This is a genomic window from Nonomuraea sp. NPDC052129 (assembly GCF_040680095.1).
GTDB lineage: Bacteria > Actinomycetota > Actinomycetes > Streptosporangiales > Streptosporangiaceae > Nonomuraea.
On sequence record NZ_JBFAVX010000004.1, the window covers coordinates 258,030 to 278,311 of the forward strand.

The 20,282-nt window shown below is 69.5% G+C and carries 21 protein-coding genes; 5 read left to right on the forward strand and 16 right to left on the reverse strand.

Annotated features, from left to right (window positions below):
* Positions 1-62 precede the first annotated feature (62 nt).
* From AB0L53_RS12500 to AB0L53_RS12515, 4 genes are read left to right on the forward strand one after another with little or no spacing between them, the layout of a single operon-like run.
* Positions 63-1,043: an Lrp/AsnC family transcriptional regulator gene (locus AB0L53_RS12500; RefSeq protein WP_363993010.1), complete on the forward strand. Its 981-nt coding sequence runs from the start codon at positions 63-65 to the stop codon at positions 1,041-1,043.
* Positions 1,040-2,344 (forward strand): M20/M25/M40 family metallo-hydrolase, encoded by a 1,305-nt coding sequence (locus tag AB0L53_RS12505; RefSeq protein WP_357948674.1) that lies wholly within the window; start codon positions 1,040-1,042, stop codon positions 2,342-2,344. The genes AB0L53_RS12500 and AB0L53_RS12505 overlap by 4 nt, the downstream gene beginning before the upstream one ends.
* A gap of 1 nt (position 2,345) precedes the next feature.
* Positions 2,346-3,149 carry a purine-nucleoside phosphorylase gene (locus AB0L53_RS12510; RefSeq protein ID WP_363993011.1) on the forward strand — a complete coding sequence of 268 codons (804 nt, stop codon included), beginning with the start codon at positions 2,346-2,348 and terminating at the stop codon, positions 3,147-3,149.
* On the forward strand, positions 3,146-4,798 hold the full coding sequence (locus AB0L53_RS12515) for a phospho-sugar mutase (protein WP_363993012.1): 1,653 nt from the start codon (positions 3,146-3,148) through the stop codon (positions 4,796-4,798). The genes AB0L53_RS12510 and AB0L53_RS12515 overlap by 4 nt, the downstream gene beginning before the upstream one ends.
* An 18-nt stretch (positions 4,799-4,816) precedes the next feature.
* On the opposite strand, the gene AB0L53_RS12520 is transcribed toward AB0L53_RS12515, so the two are convergent.
* The 10 genes from AB0L53_RS12520 to AB0L53_RS12565 form a co-directional block, all read right to left on the reverse strand.
* Positions 4,817-5,302, reverse strand: coding sequence for a GyrI-like domain-containing protein (locus AB0L53_RS12520; RefSeq protein ID WP_363993013.1), 486 nt, complete (start codon positions 5,300-5,302; stop codon positions 4,817-4,819).
* A 14-nt stretch (positions 5,303-5,316) separates the two neighbouring features.
* Complete coding sequence (locus AB0L53_RS12525) at positions 5,317-6,324, reverse strand: sigma-70 family RNA polymerase sigma factor (protein ID WP_363993014.1); 1,008 nt, start codon at positions 6,322-6,324, stop codon at positions 5,317-5,319.
* Complete coding sequence (locus AB0L53_RS12530; protein WP_363993015.1) at positions 6,324-7,142, reverse strand: MerR family transcriptional regulator; 819 nt, start codon at positions 7,140-7,142, stop codon at positions 6,324-6,326. The genes AB0L53_RS12525 and AB0L53_RS12530 overlap by 1 nt, the downstream gene beginning before the upstream one ends.
* Before the next feature lie 84 nt (positions 7,143-7,226).
* Positions 7,227-7,838 (reverse strand): PH domain-containing protein, encoded by a 612-nt coding sequence (locus tag AB0L53_RS12535; RefSeq protein WP_357948662.1) that lies wholly within the window; start codon positions 7,836-7,838, stop codon positions 7,227-7,229.
* Entirely contained in the window at positions 7,835-8,908 is a 1,074-nt protein-coding gene (locus AB0L53_RS12540) for an adenosine deaminase (protein WP_363993016.1), read from the reverse strand. The genes AB0L53_RS12535 and AB0L53_RS12540 overlap by 4 nt, the downstream gene beginning before the upstream one ends.
* Before the next feature lie 72 nt (positions 8,909-8,980).
* Positions 8,981-9,526, reverse strand: coding sequence for a hypothetical protein (locus AB0L53_RS12545; RefSeq protein ID WP_363993017.1), 546 nt, complete (start codon positions 9,524-9,526; stop codon positions 8,981-8,983).
* A 62-nt stretch (positions 9,527-9,588) separates the two neighbouring features.
* Positions 9,589-9,810 carry a hypothetical protein gene (locus AB0L53_RS12550; protein WP_363993018.1) on the reverse strand — a complete coding sequence of 74 codons (222 nt, stop codon included), beginning with the start codon at positions 9,808-9,810 and terminating at the stop codon, positions 9,589-9,591.
* 216 nt (positions 9,811-10,026) lie between these two features.
* Positions 10,027-10,383: a cupin gene (locus tag AB0L53_RS12555; RefSeq protein ID WP_363993019.1), complete on the reverse strand. Its 357-nt coding sequence runs from the start codon at positions 10,381-10,383 to the stop codon at positions 10,027-10,029.
* Positions 10,384-10,387: 4 nt separating this feature from the next.
* Positions 10,388-11,083 (reverse strand): hypothetical protein, encoded by a 696-nt coding sequence (locus AB0L53_RS12560; RefSeq protein WP_363993020.1) that lies wholly within the window; start codon positions 11,081-11,083, stop codon positions 10,388-10,390.
* 155 nt (positions 11,084-11,238) lie between these two features.
* Entirely contained in the window at positions 11,239-12,597 is a 1,359-nt protein-coding gene (locus AB0L53_RS12565; RefSeq protein ID WP_358548657.1) for an MFS transporter, read from the reverse strand.
* Between the two features lie 135 nt (positions 12,598-12,732).
* On the opposite strand from AB0L53_RS12565, the gene AB0L53_RS12570 reads away from it, so the two are divergent.
* On the forward strand, positions 12,733-13,119 hold the full coding sequence (locus AB0L53_RS12570) for a MarR family transcriptional regulator (protein WP_357650985.1): 387 nt from the start codon (positions 12,733-12,735) through the stop codon (positions 13,117-13,119).
* A 47-nt stretch (positions 13,120-13,166) separates the two neighbouring features.
* Here AB0L53_RS12570 and AB0L53_RS12575 read toward each other — a convergent pair whose 3' ends face one another.
* The 6 genes from AB0L53_RS12575 to AB0L53_RS12600 form a co-directional block, all read right to left on the reverse strand.
* A complete protein-coding gene (locus AB0L53_RS12575) occupies positions 13,167-14,441 on the reverse strand; it encodes a thymidine phosphorylase (protein WP_363993021.1) in 1,275 nt (424 codons plus the stop codon).
* A gap of 5 nt (positions 14,442-14,446) precedes the next feature.
* A complete protein-coding gene (locus AB0L53_RS12580; protein ID WP_357650981.1) occupies positions 14,447-14,842 on the reverse strand; it encodes a cytidine deaminase in 396 nt (131 codons plus the stop codon).
* Positions 14,839-16,119, reverse strand: coding sequence for an ABC transporter permease (locus tag AB0L53_RS12585; RefSeq protein ID WP_363993022.1), 1,281 nt, complete (start codon positions 16,117-16,119; stop codon positions 14,839-14,841). The genes AB0L53_RS12580 and AB0L53_RS12585 overlap by 4 nt, the downstream gene beginning before the upstream one ends.
* Entirely contained in the window at positions 16,116-17,255 is a 1,140-nt protein-coding gene (locus tag AB0L53_RS12590; RefSeq protein WP_357948638.1) for an ABC transporter permease, read from the reverse strand. Before AB0L53_RS12590 ends, AB0L53_RS12585 begins: the two co-directional genes overlap by 4 nt.
* Positions 17,255-18,862, reverse strand: coding sequence for an ABC transporter ATP-binding protein (locus tag AB0L53_RS12595; RefSeq protein WP_363993023.1), 1,608 nt, complete (start codon positions 18,860-18,862; stop codon positions 17,255-17,257). Before AB0L53_RS12595 ends, AB0L53_RS12590 begins: the two co-directional genes overlap by 1 nt.
* A 113-nt stretch (positions 18,863-18,975) precedes the next feature.
* The gene (locus AB0L53_RS12600; RefSeq protein ID WP_358548669.1) at positions 18,976-20,055 is read right to left on the reverse strand and encodes a BMP family ABC transporter substrate-binding protein; all 1,080 of its coding nucleotides are present in this window, start codon (positions 20,053-20,055) and stop codon (positions 18,976-18,978) included.
* Positions 20,056-20,282: the final 227 nt, after the last annotated feature.

Here is a 20,282-nt window from a genome sequence, read left to right on the forward strand (position 1 = left end):
GCGACCGAAACAGTCAAATGCCTGGCAACATATTTACAAACCCGACATAGAGACGGCTCCCCGTGGATGTTCTCGACCGGCGCCTGGTCGCCGCCCTCCAGATCAGCCCCCGCGCGTCGTGGGGCGAGATCGGCAGGGCCGTCGGCGAGCACGAGCGCACGGTCGCGCGCCGGTTACAGCGCCTGATCGCCGACGGGATGGTGCGCGTCACCGCGATCTATGACGACTTGCGTTCGGGCCACGGCCGGCCCGTGCACCTGCATGTCCAGGTCCGCCCCGGTACGGCGGCGCAGGTCGCCAAGGCGCTGGCCGACCGGCCCGACACGCGCTCGGTCTACTCGCTGACCGGGGCGGCCGACCTCGCCTGTGAGCTGGTCGCCCGGTCACGGGAGGAGCTGCACGACATCCTCACCGCGGAGATCAGCGAGATCGACGGAGTGCTGCAGACGCAGACCCAGGTCGTCCTGCACACCTTCAGGACGGTCGCCGAGTGGCACGCGCCCTACCTCAGCGAGCAGGAGGCGGCCCAGTTGCGTCCTCCCCCGGTCCTCGAAGTCCTTCCCGATGAGGACGGTCTTTCGCCTCTGGAGCAGGAGATCGCCGAGTTGCTGGCCGGCGACGGCAGGATCGCGTTCACCGCGATCGCCGAGCGGCTCGACATCTCGGTGCCGACCGCCCGCAGGCGAGTGTCCTCGCTGCTCGAACGGCGGCTCCTGCTGCTGCGGGCCGAGGTCGAGCCCGCGCTGCTCGGCCTGGAGGTGGAGGGCAAACTCTGGCTCAAGGTCCGGCCGCACGGGCTCGACCTGGTCGGCCAGCAACTCGCGGCGCACCCCAGCGTGCGTTACTGCGCGGCCACCTCGGGCACCCATTCCCTGATCGTCCAGGTGGCGGTGGCCCATGAGGCCGGCCTCTACCGTTTCCTGACGGGCGTCGTCGGCCCGCTCGACGAGGTCACCGACCTGGACGTCACCCTCATCACCCGCGCCTACAAACGCGGTCACCTCCACAAGTCCGGCCTGCTCACCCTGGAGAGGACACCATGACGCCCGCCGAGAACGAAGTCGCCGAACTCTGCGCCGAACTCATCCGCGTCGACAGCAGCAACTACGGGGACGGCACCGGCCCCGGCGAGCGGGCCGCCGCCGAGGCCGTCATGGCCAGGCTGGACGAGGTCGGTATCGAGGCCACCTACATCGAGAGCGAGCCGGGCCGGGGCAACGTCATCACCCGCGTCGAAGGCACCGACCCGTCGCTGCCCGCGCTCCTGGTCCACGGCCACCTCGACGTGGTGCCCGCCAACGCGGCCGACTGGTCCGTCGACCCGTTCGGCGGCGAGGTACGCGACGGCTACATCTGGGGCCGGGGCGCGGTGGACATGAAGGACATGGACGCGATGATGCTGGCCGTACTCCGCCAGCTCACCCGCGAGGGCCGCAAGCCGCGCCGCGACCTCGTCTTCGCCTGGGTCGCCGACGAGGAGGCCGGCGGCAACTACGGCGCCAAGCACCTCACCGCGCACCACCCGGAGCTGTTCGAGGGCGTCACCGAGGCGATCAGCGAGGTGGGCGGCTACTCCCTGGAGGTGGACCCGTCCCTGCGGCTCTACCTGATCGAGACCGCGCAGAAGGGTCTCGGCTGGATGAAACTCATCGCCGACGGCACCGCCGGGCACGGCTCGATGCTCAACACCGACAACGCGGTCACCGAGGTGGCCAAGGCCGTGGCCAGGGTCGGCGCCCACGAGTGGCCGATCACCCTCACCCCGACTGTCCGCCAGTTCCTCACCGAGGTCGCGGACGCGTTCGGCCTGCCCTTCGACGAGGACGACCCGGCGCCCATTTTGGACAAGATCGGGCCGCTGGTCCGCTTCGTCGGCGCGACGCTGAGCCACACCGCCAACCCGACCCAGCTCAACGCCGGCTACAAGTCGAACGTCATCCCCGGCCAGGCCACCGCCGTGATCGACGGCCGCTTCCTGCCCGGCCACGAGGACGAGTTCTTCAAGACGATCGACTCGCTGATCGGGTCGAACGTCCGCCGCGAGTTCGTGCACCACGACATCGCGCTGGAGACCACGTTCGACGGCGCCCTGGTCGAGTCGATGATCGCGGCGCTGAAGGCCGAGGACCCCACGGCGCGGGCCGTGCCGTACTGCATGTCCGGCGGCACCGACAACAAGACTTTCTTCGCCGACCTGGGAGTACGCGGGTTCGGGTTCGTGCCGCTGCGACTGCCCGGGGACATGGACTTCGCGTCGATGTTCCACGGCGTGGACGAGCGGGTGCCGGTGGACGCGCTCCAGTTCGGGGTACGGGTGCTCGACAGGCTCCTCCTAAACTACTGACGTGAGCAACGACCCCTACTCCCTGGCCAGAGCCGCCGCCGAGGCGCTGAAGAGCGCTTGCGGCCTCGACACCTTCGACGTCGCCCTCGTCATGGGGTCCGGCTGGGTGCCGGCCGCGGACGCGATCGGCGAGACGGTCACGGAGATCCCCTTCACCGACCTGCCCGGCTTCTCCGCTCCGGCCGTGGCCGGGCACGGCGGCAAGATCCGCGTCCTGCGCACCCCCGGTGGGCGGCACGCGCTCGTCTTCCTCGGTCGGAGCCACCTCTATGAGGGGCGTGGCGTCGACTCCGTCGTTCACGGCGTACGCACCGCGGCCGCCGCGGGGGTCGGCACCATCGTGCTGACCAACGCGGCCGGCGGGCTGCGCCCCGAGACGCAGCACGTCGGCGACCCGGTGCTGATCAGCGACCACATCAACATGACCGGGGCCAACCCGATCACCGGCACCACGTTCATCGACCTCACCGAGGTCTACTCGCGGCGGCTGCGCGCGCTCGTACAGGAGGTGGACCCGACCATCGCCGAGGGCGTTTACGTGGCCTTCCGCGGCCCCACCTACGAGACGCCCGCCGAGATCCGCATGCTGCGCACGCTGGGCGGCGACATGATCGGCATGTCCACCGTCCTGGAGGCCATCGCGGCCCGCGAGGCCGGTCTCGAGGTGCTGGGCGTCTCCCTGGTCACCAACCCGGGGGCGGGGCTGGCGGACGCGCCGCTCGACCACGAAGAGGTCCTCCAGGTCGGCCGCGCGACGGCCGCCCGCATGGGCACCCTCCTGGCCAAGATCGTGGACCGTCTGTGACCACCGACGCTCGCACAGCCACCGAGCTGGTCCAGGTGGCCCGTCTCTGGCTGGCGCAGGATCCGGATCCCGAGACCCGGGCCGAGCTGTCCGCGCTGCTCGACTCCGGCGACGTCGAGGCGCTGCGTGACCGCTTCGGCGCCGGGCTCGAGTTCGGTACGGCCGGTCTGCGCGGTGAGCTGGGTGCGGGCCCCAACCGGATGAACCGGGTGACCGTCATGCGGGCCGCGGCCGGTCTGGGCCAGGCGCTCGGCCCCGGCAGGCACGTCGTCATCGGCTACGACGCCCGCCACAAGTCCGACGTGTTCGCCCGCGACACCGCGGCCGTGCTGACCGGCGCCGGGCTGCACGCCTCGCTGCTGCCCTGCCCGCTGCCGACGCCCATCCTCGCCTTCGCCGTCCGCCACCTCGGCGCCGACGCCGGTGTGATGGTCACCGCCAGCCACAACCCGCCCCGCGACAACGGCTACAAGGTCTACTGGGGCGACGGCTCCCAGATCGTGCCGCCGATCGACGCCGAGATCTCCGCCGCCATCGAGGCGGTGGGCCGCGTCGACCGGTTGCCGCTCGACGCGCCCGGCACGCTGACCGAGCTGGGCGAGAGCATCATCGACGACTACATCGACGCGGTGACCGCGCTGCCGCTCGGCGACGCCCGCGAGCTGCGGATCGCCTACACGCCGCTGCACGGCGTCGGGTCGGGCACGCTGACCGGGGCGTTCCTGGCCGCCGGGTTCGAGACCCCGATGGCCGTCGAGGAGCAGCGCAACCCCGACCCCGACTTCCCGACGGTGGCGTTCCCCAACCCGGAGGAACCCGGCGCGATCGACCTGGCCGTGGCGCTGGCCAGGAAGATCAACGCCGATCTAGTCCTGGCGAACGACCCCGACGCCGACCGATGCGCCGTGGCCGTGCCGCTGGGCGACGGCTCCTGGCGCATGCTGACCGGCGACGAGGTGGGCGGCCTGCTGGCCGAGCACGTGATCACGCACACGTCCGGCGATCGCCTGGTGGCCACCACGATCGTCTCCTCGACGCTGCTGAGCAAGATCGCCGCCGCCCACGGCGTCCGCTACGGCGAGACGCTGACCGGCTTCAAGTGGATCATCAAAGCGGGCCCCGGGCTGGTCTTCGGCTATGAGGAGGCGATCGGCTACAGCGTCGGCTCTGACGCCGGGCTGCCAGTACACGACAAGGACGGCATCGGCGCCGCCCTGACCGTGGCCGGCATCGCCGCGGCGGCCAAGCGCGCCGGGCGTACCCTGCTCGACCTGCTCGACGACCAGGCCCGGCGCTACGGGCTGCACGCCACCGCGCAGCTGTCCGTCCGGGTCGAGGACCTGTCGCTCATCGCCGGGGCCATGGCCCGGCTGCGCGCCGCCCCCCCGGCCGCGCTGGGCGGCCGGGCGGTCGAACGGGCCGACGACCTGAGCCTGGGTGACGGCGGGCTGCCGCCCACCGACGGGCTGCGGTACGTGCTGTCCGGTGACGCCCGGGTGGTGGTCCGGCCTTCGGGGACCGAGCCCAAGCTCAAGTGCTACCTGGAGGTGGTCGTTCCGGTGACCGGCCCGGTAGGGGATGCCCGAGCGCTGGCCGTACGAGAGCTCGACGCCCTGAAAGCGGACGTCGGCGCCGCACTCGGCCTCTAGGCACCGCCCCCGGAACGGTCAGGCCAGGCGGAACTCCAGGTCGGTGTCCCAGTTGTTGAGGTCGGGCTCGACGCGGGGATCCGTCTGGTAGAGCTCCAGGCGGCAGCCCCACAGCTCGGTGTCTCCGTCCCGCGTCATGTCCCACTTGAGGCCCTGCTCGGTGCCCCAGGTCAGGAGGTTCTCGATGACGCCTCTGAGCTGGTCGGGGTGGCCGTGGTGGCGTACCGTCGCGTAGCGCCCGGCCGGGAGGTGAGCGGCGAAGATGTCCCCCTCACCCGCCACCGGGGCCGCGACCGGCACGCCCGCCTCGACCTCCAGCCGGTCGGCCGGCATGTCGATGGCGAGGTACCTGAGGAACGGCGCCCCGGCGGGTGCCACGCCACGCTCGGCCAGCCAGCCGATCAGCTCGCCGATGCGGTCGGCCACCAGGCCGAAGGTGGTCATACTGATGGTCCCGCGGACCCCCACGTAGGGGCGGTCGGGATGGTCAATGATGTTCGGCATTGTTCTGCCCTCCTTCACCCACCTATACGAGGCGGGCCCGCGAAACTCATCGGCAGGCCGAAGAGCGGGAACAGCCGCGGATCCAGGTATGTGGTCGTCGCGCTGACCCGCTCCCCCGAGACCTCGACGACCAGGAGCGCGAACGGCTCGCCCCCCAGGTACTGCCCGAACGCCGGGGAGCCGTTGGCCGTGCCCGCCGCAACCAGGCGTGAGCCGCCGCAGGGCGCGTCCGCTGCGAGCATGGCCTCGCGGATGTCCTCTCTGCCCCGCAGCCACCACGCGAACGGCGGCATCGACATCGTCGCGTCCTCGTGCAGCAGCGCGACCAGCCCCGACACGTCATACCGCTCGAACGCGTCCACATACCGCTCCAGCAACCGCCGGTCCACCTCGCCACCGCGGGCAGGCACCTCGGAAAGGCCACCGCGGGCAGGCACCTCAGAAGGGCCACCGCGGGCAGGCACCTCAGAAGGGCCACCGTGGGCAGGCATCTCAGAAAGCGTCGCCCTGGCCCGCTGCAGGGCGCTGTTGACCGAGGCGACACTGCCCGCCAGCAGTTCCGCCACCTCGGCCGCGCTCCAGCGCAGCACGTCACGCAGGATCAGCACCGCCCGCTGCCGTGGTGGGAGGTGCTGCAGCGCGGCCACGAACGCCAGGCGTACCGTCTCCCTCTCGACGGCGAGCTCGGCCGGATCGGCGGGGAGCACCCGGCTGTCGGGGATCGGCATGATCCAGGCGTGGCCGGGCAGCGGCGGGCCGAGGTCGGGGCCCGGCGACCCGGCGGGGCCGAGGTCCATGGCCCGCGCCCGCCGCTGTGCGCCCCGCAGCATGTCGAGGCAGACGTTGGTGGCGATGTGGAACAGCCAGGAGCGGAGCGGCGCCCGGTCAGGGTCGTAGCGGTCGAGGCCGCGCCATGCCTTGACCAGGGTCTCCTGCACCGCGTCCTCGGCCTCGAACCCGGAGCCCAGCATCCGGTAGCAGTAACCGGTCAGTTCGGCACGGTGCCGCTCCAGCTCCTCCACTAGACCGGGGTCACCTCGATCTGGAGCTCCGTCACCCATTCGGCCAGGTCGTCCGGGCAGTGCAGGGAGATCTCCCTGGCCAGGCCGCTCGACCGGTAGCCGTTCGCCTCGATCCAGTGCGCCAGCGCCTGGAACGTCGGGCCCACCTCCTCCATCGGGCCATGATGGATGATCGTCGCCGCCGTCTCGATGCGCGGCAAAGTGACGAACTGGACGTCGTACTCGTCCTTCTCTTCCGCCGTGAAGGGGAACGCGACGTGCACCATCACCGCGCCGTCGTCCTCGGGGATGTAGTACGCGATGCCGGGACCGGCTATGGTCACCCGCGCCGCCTCCAGCCGCCCGCAGAGCTCGACGAACAGCGGCTTGATGACCGGCCCGATGTCCTCGCCCTCATAGCTGGCGGCCCGCGCGCTGAGTTCGGCGACCCTGGTCGCGGCGATCTCCTTGAGCACGACCTCATCCGTCTGCATGTGCCCCTCCGTCTCGATGGTCCGGAGCCTCGCCTCGACGCCGCGCAGCCTGCCCAGGTCGGCGCTGATCCGCGCCTCCAGCTGGGCGCGGCGCAGGCGTACCATGCCGTGCAGTTCTTCCGTACTGACCTTGTCGTCGAGGATCGCCCTGACCTGCTCCAGCGTGAAGCCGAGGTCCTTGATCGCGACGATGCGGTTGAGCCTGGACAGCTGCGCCGCCTGGTATGAGCGGTAGCCGGTGGCCGGGTCCACGTGCGCGGGGCGCAGCAGCCCGATCGCGTCGTAGTGGCGCAGCATGCGCACGGACACGAGCCCGAGCCTGGCGAAGTCTCCGATACTGAACATGACCCCTCCAGGTGTAGGGCCTGACACGGTGTCAGGGTCAACACCATCGGCCGGTCAGCCCATCACGACCGTGGCTCGACCGAGTCAGCCGATCACGACCGCCATCACCACGAGCGCGATCGCCGCGGCCAGCACCGCGAACGAGTCGATCGCCCAGCTGGCGCGGGCGGGCGGGGCTTCCACGTCGCGGCGCTTGGCCGACTCCGCCCGTTCGGTGATCTGCTGCCCCACCCAGTCGGCGTGCGTCTTCCCGGCGAACGCCTCCGCGGCCGCCTGCTCCGCCTTGCTCAGCGTGGGCTCGGTCTTGAAGCGACCGCGTTCCTGCCTGGGCGTGGCCCGGCGCTGCGCCCTGGCCCGCTCGCGCGCCGTGCTCATCGGCGTCCACAGCCGCAACACCTGCTCGGCGCCGTAGCGGACGTTGATGGTGTGGGAGACCACCACGTCGTTCACCGAGGCCCATGGCACGAACGTCGAGCGGAGCGGGTTGCGCCCCACCAGCCCCTCCTCGGTCACCACGGTCGCGGGGCGGAGCGCGACCAGGTAGACCACGGCGGTCAGCGCGCCCAGCACGGCGCCCGCCACCAGCGAGGGCTTGCCGTTGTAGCGGGCGGTCAGATCCCAGATGTTGAAGGCGACGAACGCCAGCCACACCCAGCCGAGCACGAAGGCGGTCTTGGAACGGTAGGTCTCTTTCACGGCTGCCACTTCATCCGCGCGAATCCGGGCTTGATCACACCGTTGATCAGCGCCAGCCGCTCATCGAACGGGATGAACGCCGACTTCATCGCATTGACCGTGAACCACTGCAGATCATCCCAGCCATAGCCGAACGCCTCCACCAGCTTGTCGAACTCCAGCGACACGTTGGTGCGGCTCATCAGCCGGTTGTCGGTGTTGACCGTCACCCTGAAATGCAGGCGGCGCAGCAGCCCGATCGGGTGGTCGGCGATGGAGTCGGCGGCTCCGGTCTGCAGGTTGGAGGTGGGGCACATCTCCAGGGGGATGCGCTTGTCGCGGACGTACGCGGCCAGGCGGCCCAGCTTGGCGGAGCCGTCGTCCGACACGGAGATGTCGTCGATGATCCGCACCCCGTGCCCGAGCCGATCGGCGCCGCACCATTGGATGGCCTGCCAGATCGACGGCAGCCCGAAGCCCTCGCCCGCGTGGATGGTGAAGTGCGCGTTCTCCCGCTGCAGGTATTCGAACGCGTCGAGGTGCCTGGTGGGCGGGTAGCCCGCCTCGGCCCCGGCGATGTCGAAGCCCACCACCCCGCCATCCCGATAACGCACGGCCAGCTCGGCGATCTCCATCGACCGCGCCTGATGCCGCATCGCGGTCAGCAGCGTGCCGACCTTGATCCCGCGCCCCTCGGAGCCCTGCCTGAACCCGTCCAGCACCGCCTCGACCACCTGATCGAGGCTGAGCCCCGTGGTGGTGTGCTGCTCGGGCGCGAAACGCACCTCGGCGTAGACGACCCCGTCGGCCGCCAGATCCTCGGCGCACTCGGCGGCGACGCGGGTCAGTGCCTCGCGCGTCTGCATGACGCCGACGGTGTGCTGGAAGGTCTCCAGGTAGCGTTCGAGCGAGCCCGAGTCGGCCGCCTCCTCGAACCACTCGCGGAGGTTGTCGGCGTCGGTCGTGGGCAGTTCGCCGTAGCCGGAGTCGCGCGCCAGCCCGACGATGGTCTCGGCCCGCAGGCCGCCGTCGAGGTGGTCATGCAGCAGCACCTTGGGCGCCCGTCGGATCTCGTCAAGCGTGGGCCTCATCCGCCCATGATATGCGCCTTCCGCCGACGAACTCCCGGCTCCAACTGGGCCGACATCGGCCCGTGTCGCCGGTCACTCCACGGCGGTGAGGATCGCGTCGAACTTCTTGGTGAGCTTGATGGCGGTGGTCTTGTCGGCGTTCACGAAATAGACGTTCACCAGCCGGTCAACGCTCTCCACCAGCCCCTCCACCACGGCGCCGTCACGGTCGCACACGACCGCGCCGGCAGCGGCCGCCGATTCGCGCACCTTGCCGTCGTACCCGGTGCACGACTCGGTGAATTCCTGGCGAACGGCGGCGACGTCCTTCCCGCCGACGGTGTCGGTCCTCAGTACCAGCGGATCCGACCCCGCCTGCGGAGCGTCCGCCGCCGTGTAGAGACACACGCTCGCCTTGACCGATTCGAGGGTCTCCAGCGGGTGGTCGTCCCTCTTCTCCTTCAGCTCCCAGCTCAGCCCCGTGGCCTTGGAGAGCTCTTCCACGGTGAGCGAGCAGCCGCCCGCCGTCTTGGTTCCGCCGCTTCTGGCCGTTTCCGCCTGGGGTCTACATCCGGCGAGCAGCACAGCGGCGATGGCTAAGCCGAGCACGTACGCGGGAACGGCGGTCGGACGTGTCATGGCGGAGCCTCCAGATCCCTTTGGGCGCCCCGGCGTCCGGTGTGCTCCCACATCACGTGCTTTCAATCCATTAATAGAGGCATCGGGTTACAGCCCTCTTGATCAACACTTGCCGCTCGCACATCACTTCCTGGGCAGGACGCCGGGCGTTCCGTCGACTTGCCGCAGCCGCTCGGGCCGAGCAGCACGAGAAACTCCCCGTCCGCCACATCCAGCCACACGTCGTCCACAGCGGCGACGGGACCGAACCGGCGGATCAGTCCCTGCACTCGAATACGGCTCACCGCTGCGCACCTTTCGCTCCCCTTTGGCGGACGCCCGCCGGACAGCGCTCAGTGCATCAGCGCTCCGTATACGCAAGGTGAACGCCCAGGGGCGCCCTCGCTCGATCCGAAAGCACGTCGCATCAGGTGAGCTGGGAGAACACGGTGAACATCGGCCTGAGTCAGGCTGCGGCGATTGGAGATGACAATCAACCGAGAGTAATCCGCGCTGATCGGTCAATCCTCGGCGCGGTTGGCCCCGTCCGGGGAGAAGGCGGGCAGGCAGACGGCGATGTACTCGGCGCCGTCCGGGCCGGTGCTGTAGCGGATCTTCTCGCCCGGGTCCGTGACGATGGACTGGCCCGCCGTGATCTCGGTCGTGCCGTTGGCGTGTTCCACCAGGAGCGTGCCGCGCAGGACGACGGTGTATTCGGTGAACGAGGGCGTTTGTGCGGGCTCGTCCCAGCCGGGCGGGGCGACCATGTGGGCGATGGAGATCGCCTCGTCGCCGCTGTTGACGCGGCCTATGTGCTCGTCGATGAGCTTGCCGCCGGGCACCGGGATGCGGGTAGCCGCTTCGATCTTTCTAACCACCAGGTCAGTGTGCCACGTCGATGACGAGCCGGTCGGGATCGGACTGCTCCTTCAGCTCGAACGCCGCCTGGTGGTTGAGCACGAGGCCGACTCCGACGCGGCCTTCGAAGTCGCCGGTCTTGACCACATGCGTCACGTTGCCGAGGTTGGCCGGGAAGATGGGACCGCCCTTCCAGGTGGGCCTGCCCTTGGCGTCGTGGGCGTCGGCTGGCGCGAGGATCAGCTGGAGGTACGCGCCGCCGGGCAGGTCGAAGTCCTCGCCCGAGCCGTCCTGCAGCAGTTTGTCTACCCATTTGACGTTGTAGCCGGGCATGGAGCCCTTGAGGTCGATCACCACGCGGTCGTAGGTGTCGTGGGCGGCGTAGCGGACGCCCTGCACGACCGCCGGGTCGCCGATGTTGTGCTGTACGTCCACCTCGACCGTGCTCGTCGGCGCCGCCTCCCGCGTGCCCGTGTCGACAGAGATGGAGGAGGAGGACGAGGAGGTGGACGTGGACGTGGAGGTCCGACCGCGTGACGTCGATGGCGTAGCGACCCTGGGTGGGGCGGTGGGCTCGGCCGACGCGCTCGTGGTCGCGCCGCTCCCGGCGCCGCCTGGCGAGGCCGTACCGCACGCGGTCAGTACGAGCAGACAAGCGAGAGCGGCGGTGTGGGCCGGGCGGCGTCGCGACGGATGCCCGAGTGCGGGTGGCGGGCGCATAGCAGATTGATTCCCCAGTTCAGAGGATCACAAGCGGCGCGGCGCGCGAGTGGCACGAACATGGGCTACCCATAGCCGACACGTGGGGAGCACAAAGAGCGAGAAGGCCCCGCGCGGTACGCGGGGCCTTCTCAACGAATCGGACGTCTAGGTCGTCAGACCGTCTCGTACACCTTCGCCTCTTCCTGCGGGGCCGCCACCGGCTTGCGTACCCGCAGCCCGGTGGCCGAGATCGCCACCCCGACCAGCGCCAGCACCAGCGACACCACGATCGCCGAGCGGAGCGATTCGATCGACAGGGTGGTGCCGTTCGAGGTCAGCACCGCCGAGACCACGGCGAGCACGATCGCGCCGCCCACCTGCCCGGAGGTGTTGAGCAGCCCGGAGGCCAGCCCCTGCTCGTCGTCGTGCACGCCGTTCGTGGCCTGGATGTTCAGCGGCGCGAAGGACAGCGCGAACGCGATGCCCAGCAGCAGCATGCCGGGAATGACCAGACCGCCCAGGCTGGGGTGCTCGTCGATGCCCAGGAACATCGCGTAGCCACCGGCCAGCGCGGCCGCGCCGATGATGGTCAGCTTGGTGGTGCCGAACCTGTCGGCGAAGTCGCCCATCTTGGTCGAGGTGATCGCGACGAGCACTCCGGCGGGCAGGAACGCCAGCGCGGTGCCGAGGGCCGACCAGCCCAGCAGGTTCTGGAAGTACTGCATGGCAACGAACTGGAAGGCCACGTAGGAGCCCATCAGGATGAGCAGCCCCAGGTTCGCCCGGACGAGCGAGCCGGAGCGCAGGATGCCCAGCCGGACCAGCGGGTGCTTCATCCGCAGTTCGGCGAAGACGAACAGGCCGAGCAGCGCGGCGACGGCGACCAGCGAGCCGATCGTGCGCAGCGAGGTCCAGCCGGCCTCGGGCGCCTGGACGACGGTGAAGACGAGCAGCAGCATCGAGGCGGTGATCAGCACGGCGCCGATCAGGTCATGGCCGCCTTCGGCCCGCTCCTCCTCGCCACGCGGCAGCACCCTGAGCGCGGCGACCAGCGCGATGATCGCGACCGGCACCGGCATCAGCAGCGTCCACCGCCAGCCGATCTCGGTCAGCAGGCCGGACAGCACCAGCCCGAGCGAGTAACCGCTGGCGCCACACGCGGTGAAGATGCTGAGCGCCTTGTTGCGCTCAGGCCCCTCGGGAAACGTGGTGGTGATGATCGAAAGGGCGGCCGGCGCGGTGAAGGCGGCGCCCACCCCCTTGATGAACCTGGCCGCGATCAGCAGAGCGCCGTCGTCCACCAGACCACCGAGCAACGACGCCACGGCGAAGACACCCAGCGCGACCAGGAACACCCTGCGTCGCCCGAGCAAGTCGGCGGTCCTGCCGCCCAGCAACAGAAGACCGCCATAACCGAGCACGTAGCCGCTGACAACCCACTGCAGAGAAGAGGTAGAAAGGCCCAGGTCGTGCTGGATGGCGGGCAGCGCCACGCCGACCATCGACACGTCAAGGGCGTCAAGGAAGATCACTGCACAGAGCACGGCGAGCGCGCCCCAACGGGATGAGTGAGAGGACATGAGTCAGTACACTACATGCATCCGCATCTAATGCAAACGCATTTAATTCCGTTGCATCAGTTTTAGCGAAGTGGTAACCTCCGCGACATGGACGAGGAGTTCGTGGTCGGGACCTGGCACTACGTCCTGGCGAAGCACGCCAAGGCGATGTGCTCGCTGGAACGCGAGCTGGGTGACAAGCACGGCCTGGGGCCGAGCGAGTTCGAGGTGCTGGACCGGATCGTCCATCACGACAAGAAGCTCCGGATCCAGGAGCTCTGTGACGAGGTTCACCTGAGCCAGAGCGCGCTGTCCAGGGTCGTGGCGCGGCTGGAGAAGGCTCAGCTGGTCTCGCGCGGGGTGTGCGACCAGGACCGCCGTGGCGTCTTCGTCTGCATCACCGAGGCGGGGAGAGCGCGCCACAAGGAGGCCCTGCCGACGCAGCGCGCCGTCCTCGCCGACATCTTCGCCGACGCGCCCGTCCTCGTACGCTGAAGCGGCGGCACAAAGCGCCGACGCCCGAAGTGGTCGGCGCCCGTCTACTAGGCCGTGATCCGGTCGAGCACCAGAGGCAGCACCTCGGCGCTCCCTGTCCCGACCTCGTAGCCGCCCTGCAGCGCCGCCAAGGCCCGCTCAAAACGACCCGTCTCGTCCGCGTGCAGCGTCATCAGCGGCTGCCCCTCGCGCACGAGGTCACCCGGCTTGGCATGCAGCACGATGCCCGCCCCGAATGACACCGGATCCTCCTTACGAGCCCGCCCCGCCCCCAACCGCCAGGCCGCAAGCCCGACGGCATAGGCGTCCAGGCGTGACAGGACCCCCGAGGCAGGCGCCTCGACCACCATGGTCTCCGCCGCCCTGGGCAGGATCGCGTCCGGGTCGCCGCCCTGGGCGGTGATCATCCGGCGCCAGGCGTCCATGGCCGAGCCGTCCGCCAGCGCCCGCGCCGGGTCAGGACCGGAGACCCCGGCCGCCTCCAGCATCTCCCGCGCCAGCCGTACGGTCAGCTCCACGACGTCCGGCGGCCCGCCACCCGCCAGGACCTCGACCGACTCCTCGACCTCCAAGGCGTTGCCCACAGCGCGGCCCAGGGGGCGGTCCATGGCGGTGAGCAGGGCGACCGTGCGCACGCCCGCGTCGGTGCCCAGCGCGACCATCGTCTCGGCCAGCTCGCGGGCCCGCTCCGGCGTCTTCATGAACGCGCCCGAGCCCACCTTGACGTCGAGCACCAGCGACCCGGTGCCCTCCGCGATCTTCTTCGACATGATCGACGAAGCGATGAGCGGGATCGACTCGACCGTGCCGGTGACGTCGCGCAGGGCGTACAGCTTCTTGTCGGCGGGGGCGAGGCCCGAGCCGGCGGCGCAGACGACCGCGCCCGCCGAGCGCAGCACCGAGAGCATCTCGTCGTTGGACAGCGAGGCCCGCCAGCCGGGGATCGACTCCAGTTTGTCCAGCGTGCCGCCCGTGTGGCCGAGGCCGCGGCCCGAGAGCTGCGGGACATAGGCGCCGCACGCGGCCACCAGCGGGGCGAGCGGCAGCGTGATCTTGTCGCCGACGCCGCCGGTGGAGTGCTTGTCGGCGGTGGGCCGGTCCAGCGCGGACCAGTCCATCCGCTCGCCCGAGCGGATCATCGCCTGTGTCCAGCCGGCGATCTCGCGCCGGTTCATGCCGTTCAGCAGGATGGCCATGGCCAGCGCGGACATCTGCTCGTCGGCCACCTCGCCGCGGGTGTAGGCGTCGATCACCCAGTCGATCTGGGCGGCCGTCAGCTCGCCACCGTCCCGTTTTGCGACGATGACTTCGATGACGTCCATGGCCATCAGGCCGACCTCGACAGGTCGTCGGGGCCGAAGGCGTAGGGCAGGATCTCGGCCATCCGCTTCGGCCCGTCCACGGTCTCGACCAGCAACTCCTCGCCGCCGAACTCGAAGAGCAGCTGCCGGCAGCGCCCGCACGGCATCAGCAGCTCCCCGTGGCCGTCCACGCAGGTGAAGGCCACCAGCCGGCCGCCGCCCGAGGAGTGCAGCGCCGAGACCAGGCCGCACTCGGCGCACAGGCCCAGGCCGTAGGAGGCGTTCTCGACGTTGCAGCCGGTGATGACGCGGCCGTCGTCAACGAGCGCCGCCGCGCCGACGGGAAACTTGGAGTAGGGCGCGTACGCGTTGTGCATGGCCTCGATGGCCTCCGTGCGCAGGCCGTCCCAGTCGACGTTCAATGCTGTTCCCCCCGGCGATAGCGCATGCCGTCGGCCTTGGGCATCCGCAGTCGCTGCGAAGCCACCAGGAGCACGAGCAGCGTGAGCACGTGTGGTGTGATGAAGACGAATTCGTTCGGCAACTTGTCGACGGTCAGCCACAGCCAGATCAGTACGATCGTGCCCGCGGCGGCCCCCGCGATCAGGTTGTACTCCCTGGCGCCCCTGGTGACCATCTCCGCCGGCTGGTCGGACGACAGCAGCGCGCGCACCTTGGTGCCGATGTAGATGAGCAGCAGGATGGCGCCGAACAGGAAGAACGCCGTCACGGCCCCGGAGCTGCGCAGCTGCAGGCCGCTGGCGTAGCCGAACAGCGAGGCGCCCGCGGCCAGCCCGCCGGGCCGCCAGTTGCCGAAGATCATGGCGGCCAGGCCGATGAACCCGCGGCCGGCTGTCTGGCCCTCGACGTACTTGGTGGAGATGAAGACCAGGAACACGCCGCCGAGCCCGGCGAACGCGCCGGAGATGACGACGGCCACATACTTGATCAGGTAGACGTTCACGCCCAGCGACTCGGCCGCCCACGGGTTCTCGCCCGCCGAGCGCAGCCGCACGCCGAACGCCGTACGCCAGAGCACGAAGAACGTCAGCGGGAGCAGCAGCACGGCCAGGATGACCAGTACGTTCACCTCGTGGGTGAGACCGCGCAGGATGCCCGCGACGTCGGAGATCAGGAACCAGTGGGTGCGCTCCAGGCTGCCGAGCCAGTCGGGGCCCGACGAGAACAGCGGCAGGCTGGGCTCGGGCGCCTCCGACGACATGGCCGGCGAGGTGGTGATGCCCGCGCCCGCCGCGGCCGCGCGGGTGCCCTCGCCGTAGAGGACCTCGGACAGGAAGCGGGTGATGCCGGGGCCGAGCAGGTTGATGGCGACGCCGCTGATGATGTGGTCGACGCCGAACGTCACGGTCGCGACCGCGTGGATCAGCCCGCCGAGCGCGCCGGCGATCAGGCCGGCGACCAGCGCGGCCATGAAGCCCCACTGGTATCCGGCCCAGCCGGCGAACCAGGTGCCGAGCACCATCATGCCTTCGAGGCCGATGTTGACCACGCCCGCCCGCTCGGCCCACAGGCCGCCGAGCCCGGCCAGGCCGATCGGCACCGACAGCATCAGGGCGGCGTTGAACGTGCCGGACGAGGTGATGTCGTCCTGCCCGGAGATGACGCGGACCACCGACATGACCAGGATGAGCACGGCCACGCCGATGAGCGCCAAGTGGTATCGGCTGACCTTTGTCATGCTGTCACCTCAACGGGAGTGTTCCTGCCGAGCTGCTGAGCGGCCCGCCGTTCCTCGCGCCGCAGCGCGATCCTGCTGGTGATCTCGTTGGCGATGACCACCAGCAGCACGATCGTGCCCTGCATGATCATGATGACCGACGGCGGTACATTCGCGAACTGCAGCGGGCCCTGCGCATGGTCCAGGAAGCCGAACAGCAGCGCCGCGATCGCGATGCCACCGGGTTGGTTCCGGCCGAGCAGCGCCACGGCGATGCCCAGGAAGCCCAGGCCCGGGGTGAAGTTGGAGCCGAAGGAATGCTTGTCGCCGAGGATCTCCGGCATGCCGATCAGCCCGGCGATCGCGCCGGAGAGCACCATCGCGGAGATGACCATCTTCTTCGGGCTGACGCCGGAGGCCAGCGCGGCCGAGGCGTTGAGGCCGCTGGCCTTGACCTCGAAGCCGAACCGGGTCCGCTCCAGCAGCACCCAGAGCCCGATGCCCAGCAGGACGGCCACCAGGAGGAAGCCCCACAGACCGCCACCGCGGGGCGCGGGCAGCCCGAACATCTCGAACAGGACGTTGAGGTTGGGGAACCAGGCCGACTCGGGCAGCGCGGGCGTCGTGGTGGTGAGCACGCCCTTGGCGCGCTCCCCCGTGAAGGGACCGCGGACGAGGAAGGCGGCCAGGTTGATCGCGATGTAGTTCAGCATGATCGTGGAGATGACCTCGTTCACCCCCCTCGTCACCTTCATCACGGCGGGGATCAGCGCGTAGAAGCCGCCCACGACCATCGCCACCACGATGATCACCGGGATCTGGATCCAGGCGGGCGCCACGAATGTGGATCCGACGTACGCAGCGCAGATGGCCGCGATGCGATATTGGCCCTCGACGCCGATGTTGAAGAGGTTCATGCGGAAGCCGACGGCCACGGCCAGGCCCGCGATGTACAGCGGCACGGCCCGGTTGAGCATGGTCGTGATGCCGTTGACCACCGCCCGCTCGGTCTCGCCGAAGTCGAAGAAGGCGGCGAACGCGGCCTCGGGGCTGGCCCCCGCCGCGATGATCGCGACGCTGGAGATCAGGATCGCCAGGATGATGGCGGCGACGGCGCCGGCGACGGTCAGTAGCGCCCGGTAGAGCCCGGCGGGCATCACGTCTCCTCAGTACTGGTGATGGCGCCGGTCATGTAGCCGCCCAACCGCTCGGGGGTGACGTCGGACGGGTCGAGGCGGGCGACGAGCCGCCCGCCGTAGATCACCCGCAGCGTGTCGGACAGGCCGATGAGCTCGTCGAGGTCGGCCGAGATCAGGAGTACGGCCAGGCCCGCGGCCCTGGCGTTACGCAGGTGGTCCCAGATCGCGGCCTGCGCGCCCACGTCGACGCCACGGGTGGGGTGGGCGGCGATGAGGAACTTCGGCTCGCCGCTCATCTCACGCCCGACGATCAGCTTCTGCTGGTTGCCGCCCGACAGGGCCAGCGCCAGCGTGTCGACGCTCGGTGTGCGGACGTCGTAGTCCTTGACGATGCGTTCGGTGTCGGCTCTGGACGAGCGCCGGTTGACCCAGATGCCCTTGCGCGCGGGCGGTCTGGTCTGGTGGCCGAGCACCCGGTTCTCCCAGAGCGAGGCCTCCAGCAGCAGACCCTGGCGGTGGCGGTCCTCAGGGATGTAGCCGATGCCCGACTCGCGGCGTTTGAGGGTGGACCAGGTGCTGATGTCGGCGCCGTCGAGCGAGATGTCGCCGTGCACGGGCCGCATGCCCATGATGGCCTCGATCAGCTCGGACTGGCCGTTGCCCTCGACCCCGGCGATGCCCAGGATCTCGCCCTTGTGGATCTCGAACGACACGTCGTCGAGGAGCAGTCGGCGGCCCTCCTCGCGGAGTTTCGCCACGTACAGGGGGATCGAGGTGCCCTTGGGCACCGGGCGGAAGCCGTCGGCCTCCATGGTCAGGCCGGACACCTTCAGCGCTATCTCGTCGGTCACCGTGGACTCGCGCGTCTCGGGCGTGGGCAGCTCGCTGCCGACCATGAGCTCGGCCAGCTGCCGCGCGGTGACCTCGCCGGGGTCGACGCTGGCGACCGTGGTGCCGCGCCGGATCACGGTGATCGCGTCGGCGATGCTGAGCACCTCGTCGAGCTTGTGGGAGATGAAGATGACCGTCAGCCCCTCGGCCTTGAGCTCGCGCAGGTTGTCGAAGAGCTCGTCGACCTCCTGGGGTACGAGCACCGCGGTCGGCTCGTCGAGGATCAGGATGCGCGCGCCACGGTAGAGGACCTTGAGGATCTCCACTCGCTGCCGGTCACCGACGCCGAGGTCTTCCACCAGCCGGTCGGGGTCCACCCGCAGGCCATGACCGGCGGCCAGCTCGCTGATGCGCGCGCGGGCCCCGGCGGAGTCGAGCCGGCCGCCCTTCTTCGGCTCGGCGCCGAGGACGATGTTCTCCAGCACGGTGAAGTTGTCGGCCAGCATGAAGTGCTGGTGGACCATGCCGATGCCCGCGTTGATGGCGTCGCTCGGCGTGCGGAAGGCCACTTCCACACCGTTCACCTTGATCGTGCCCTCGTCCGGCTTCTGCATGCCGTACAGGATCTTCATCAGGGTGGACTTGCCCGCGCCGTTCTCCCCCACGATCGCGTGCACCGTGCCGGGTTCGACGGTGATGCGAATGTCATGGTTGGCGACGACGCCGGGGAAGCGTTTGGTGATGCCCTCCAGCTCGACGGCGGGTTGCACCGCGGCGAGGGTGTCGGCGTTCACAGATCGCTCACCGCTCCTCAATCGCTCCGCTCACTGGTGTCTCCAAGAGCGGATAGGCCGAAGGCCCGGGGTCGGTCTGGACTCCGGGCCCTCGGTCAACGTTCCTACCTCAATTACGGCTTGGACGGAACCGTGATTTTGCCGTCGATGATGTCCTGCTTGGCAGCGTCCAGCTTGTCCTTGATGTCGTCGATCTCGCCACCGGTGGTGGCCAGGCCCACGCCGTCGACCTTGAGGTCGTAGATGGTGTTGCTGCCACCCTTGGCGCCACCCTGGAACGCCTTGACGAACTCGAAGACGCCGACGTCCACGCGCTTGAGCATCGAGGTCATGATGACCGACTGCAGGTCGGTCTCCTTGACCGTCTGGCGCTGGTCGGAGTCGACGCCGATGGCCTTCTTCTTGGCCGCGGCCGCCGCCTGGAACACGCCCAGGCCCGAGTCGCCGGCGGCGTGGTAGACGATCTCCGCGCCGTCCTGGTACATCTTCTCGGCCGCGACCTTGCCCTTGTCGGGGGCCTTGAAGCCGCTGAAGTCACCGTCGGGGCTCAGGTACTTGATGTCGATCTTGGCGTCCTTCTTGACCGACTTCACACCGGCCTCGAAGCCCGCCTGGAACTTCTTGATCAGGTCGTTCTCGACACCGCCGACGAAGCCGACGTGGCCGCTCTTGGCCTTGGTCGCCGCGGCGACGCCCGCCAGGTAGGAGCCCTGCTCCTCGGCGAACAGCAGGCCGGTGACGTTGGCCGCGTTCGAGGCGGAGTCGACGACCGCGAACTGGATCTCCGGGTATTCCTCGGCCGTCTTCTTGATGTCGTCGCCGTAGGCGAAGCCGACGCCGATGATCGGGTTGTAGCCCGCGTCGGCCAGCTGGCGGAGGAGCTCGCCGCGGTTGGAACCGTCGGCCGCGGGGCTCAGCTCCTTGATGTCGGCCTTGAGCTCCGTCTTGGCCTTCTCCAGGCCCGCGTAGGCGGCGTCATTGAAGGACTTGTCGCCACGGCCGCCGACGTCGAAAGCGAGGCCGACCTTGAGGGCGCCGGACTTCGGCGCCTCGCTGCTGGCCCCGGAGGTCGGCGCCGCGCTGGACGTGGCGTCGCTTCCCGTGCCGCCGCTGCCGCCACAGGCCGCGGCCGCCATCAGCATGGCACCCGCTATCGAACCGGCCGCCATCCTGCCGAATCGCTTGCTGAGCAAGGCGACTCCTTTCCATTTCCCCGCCGTCAAACTTCGTCGCAGGCGCGAAGAAATGTACGGCAACCCTGCACGGAAGATAGTTGGTTGACCAGGGCGGACAAAACCGGCACACAGGGTCGCAACCGCTCCGTTATCGACATCACTCGTGTCCGTGACCTGAATCTGCGGATGCGGTCCGAGGACCGGCTCGGGAAGCTTTACCCAACTTTGGACACCGGGGGGCCCTT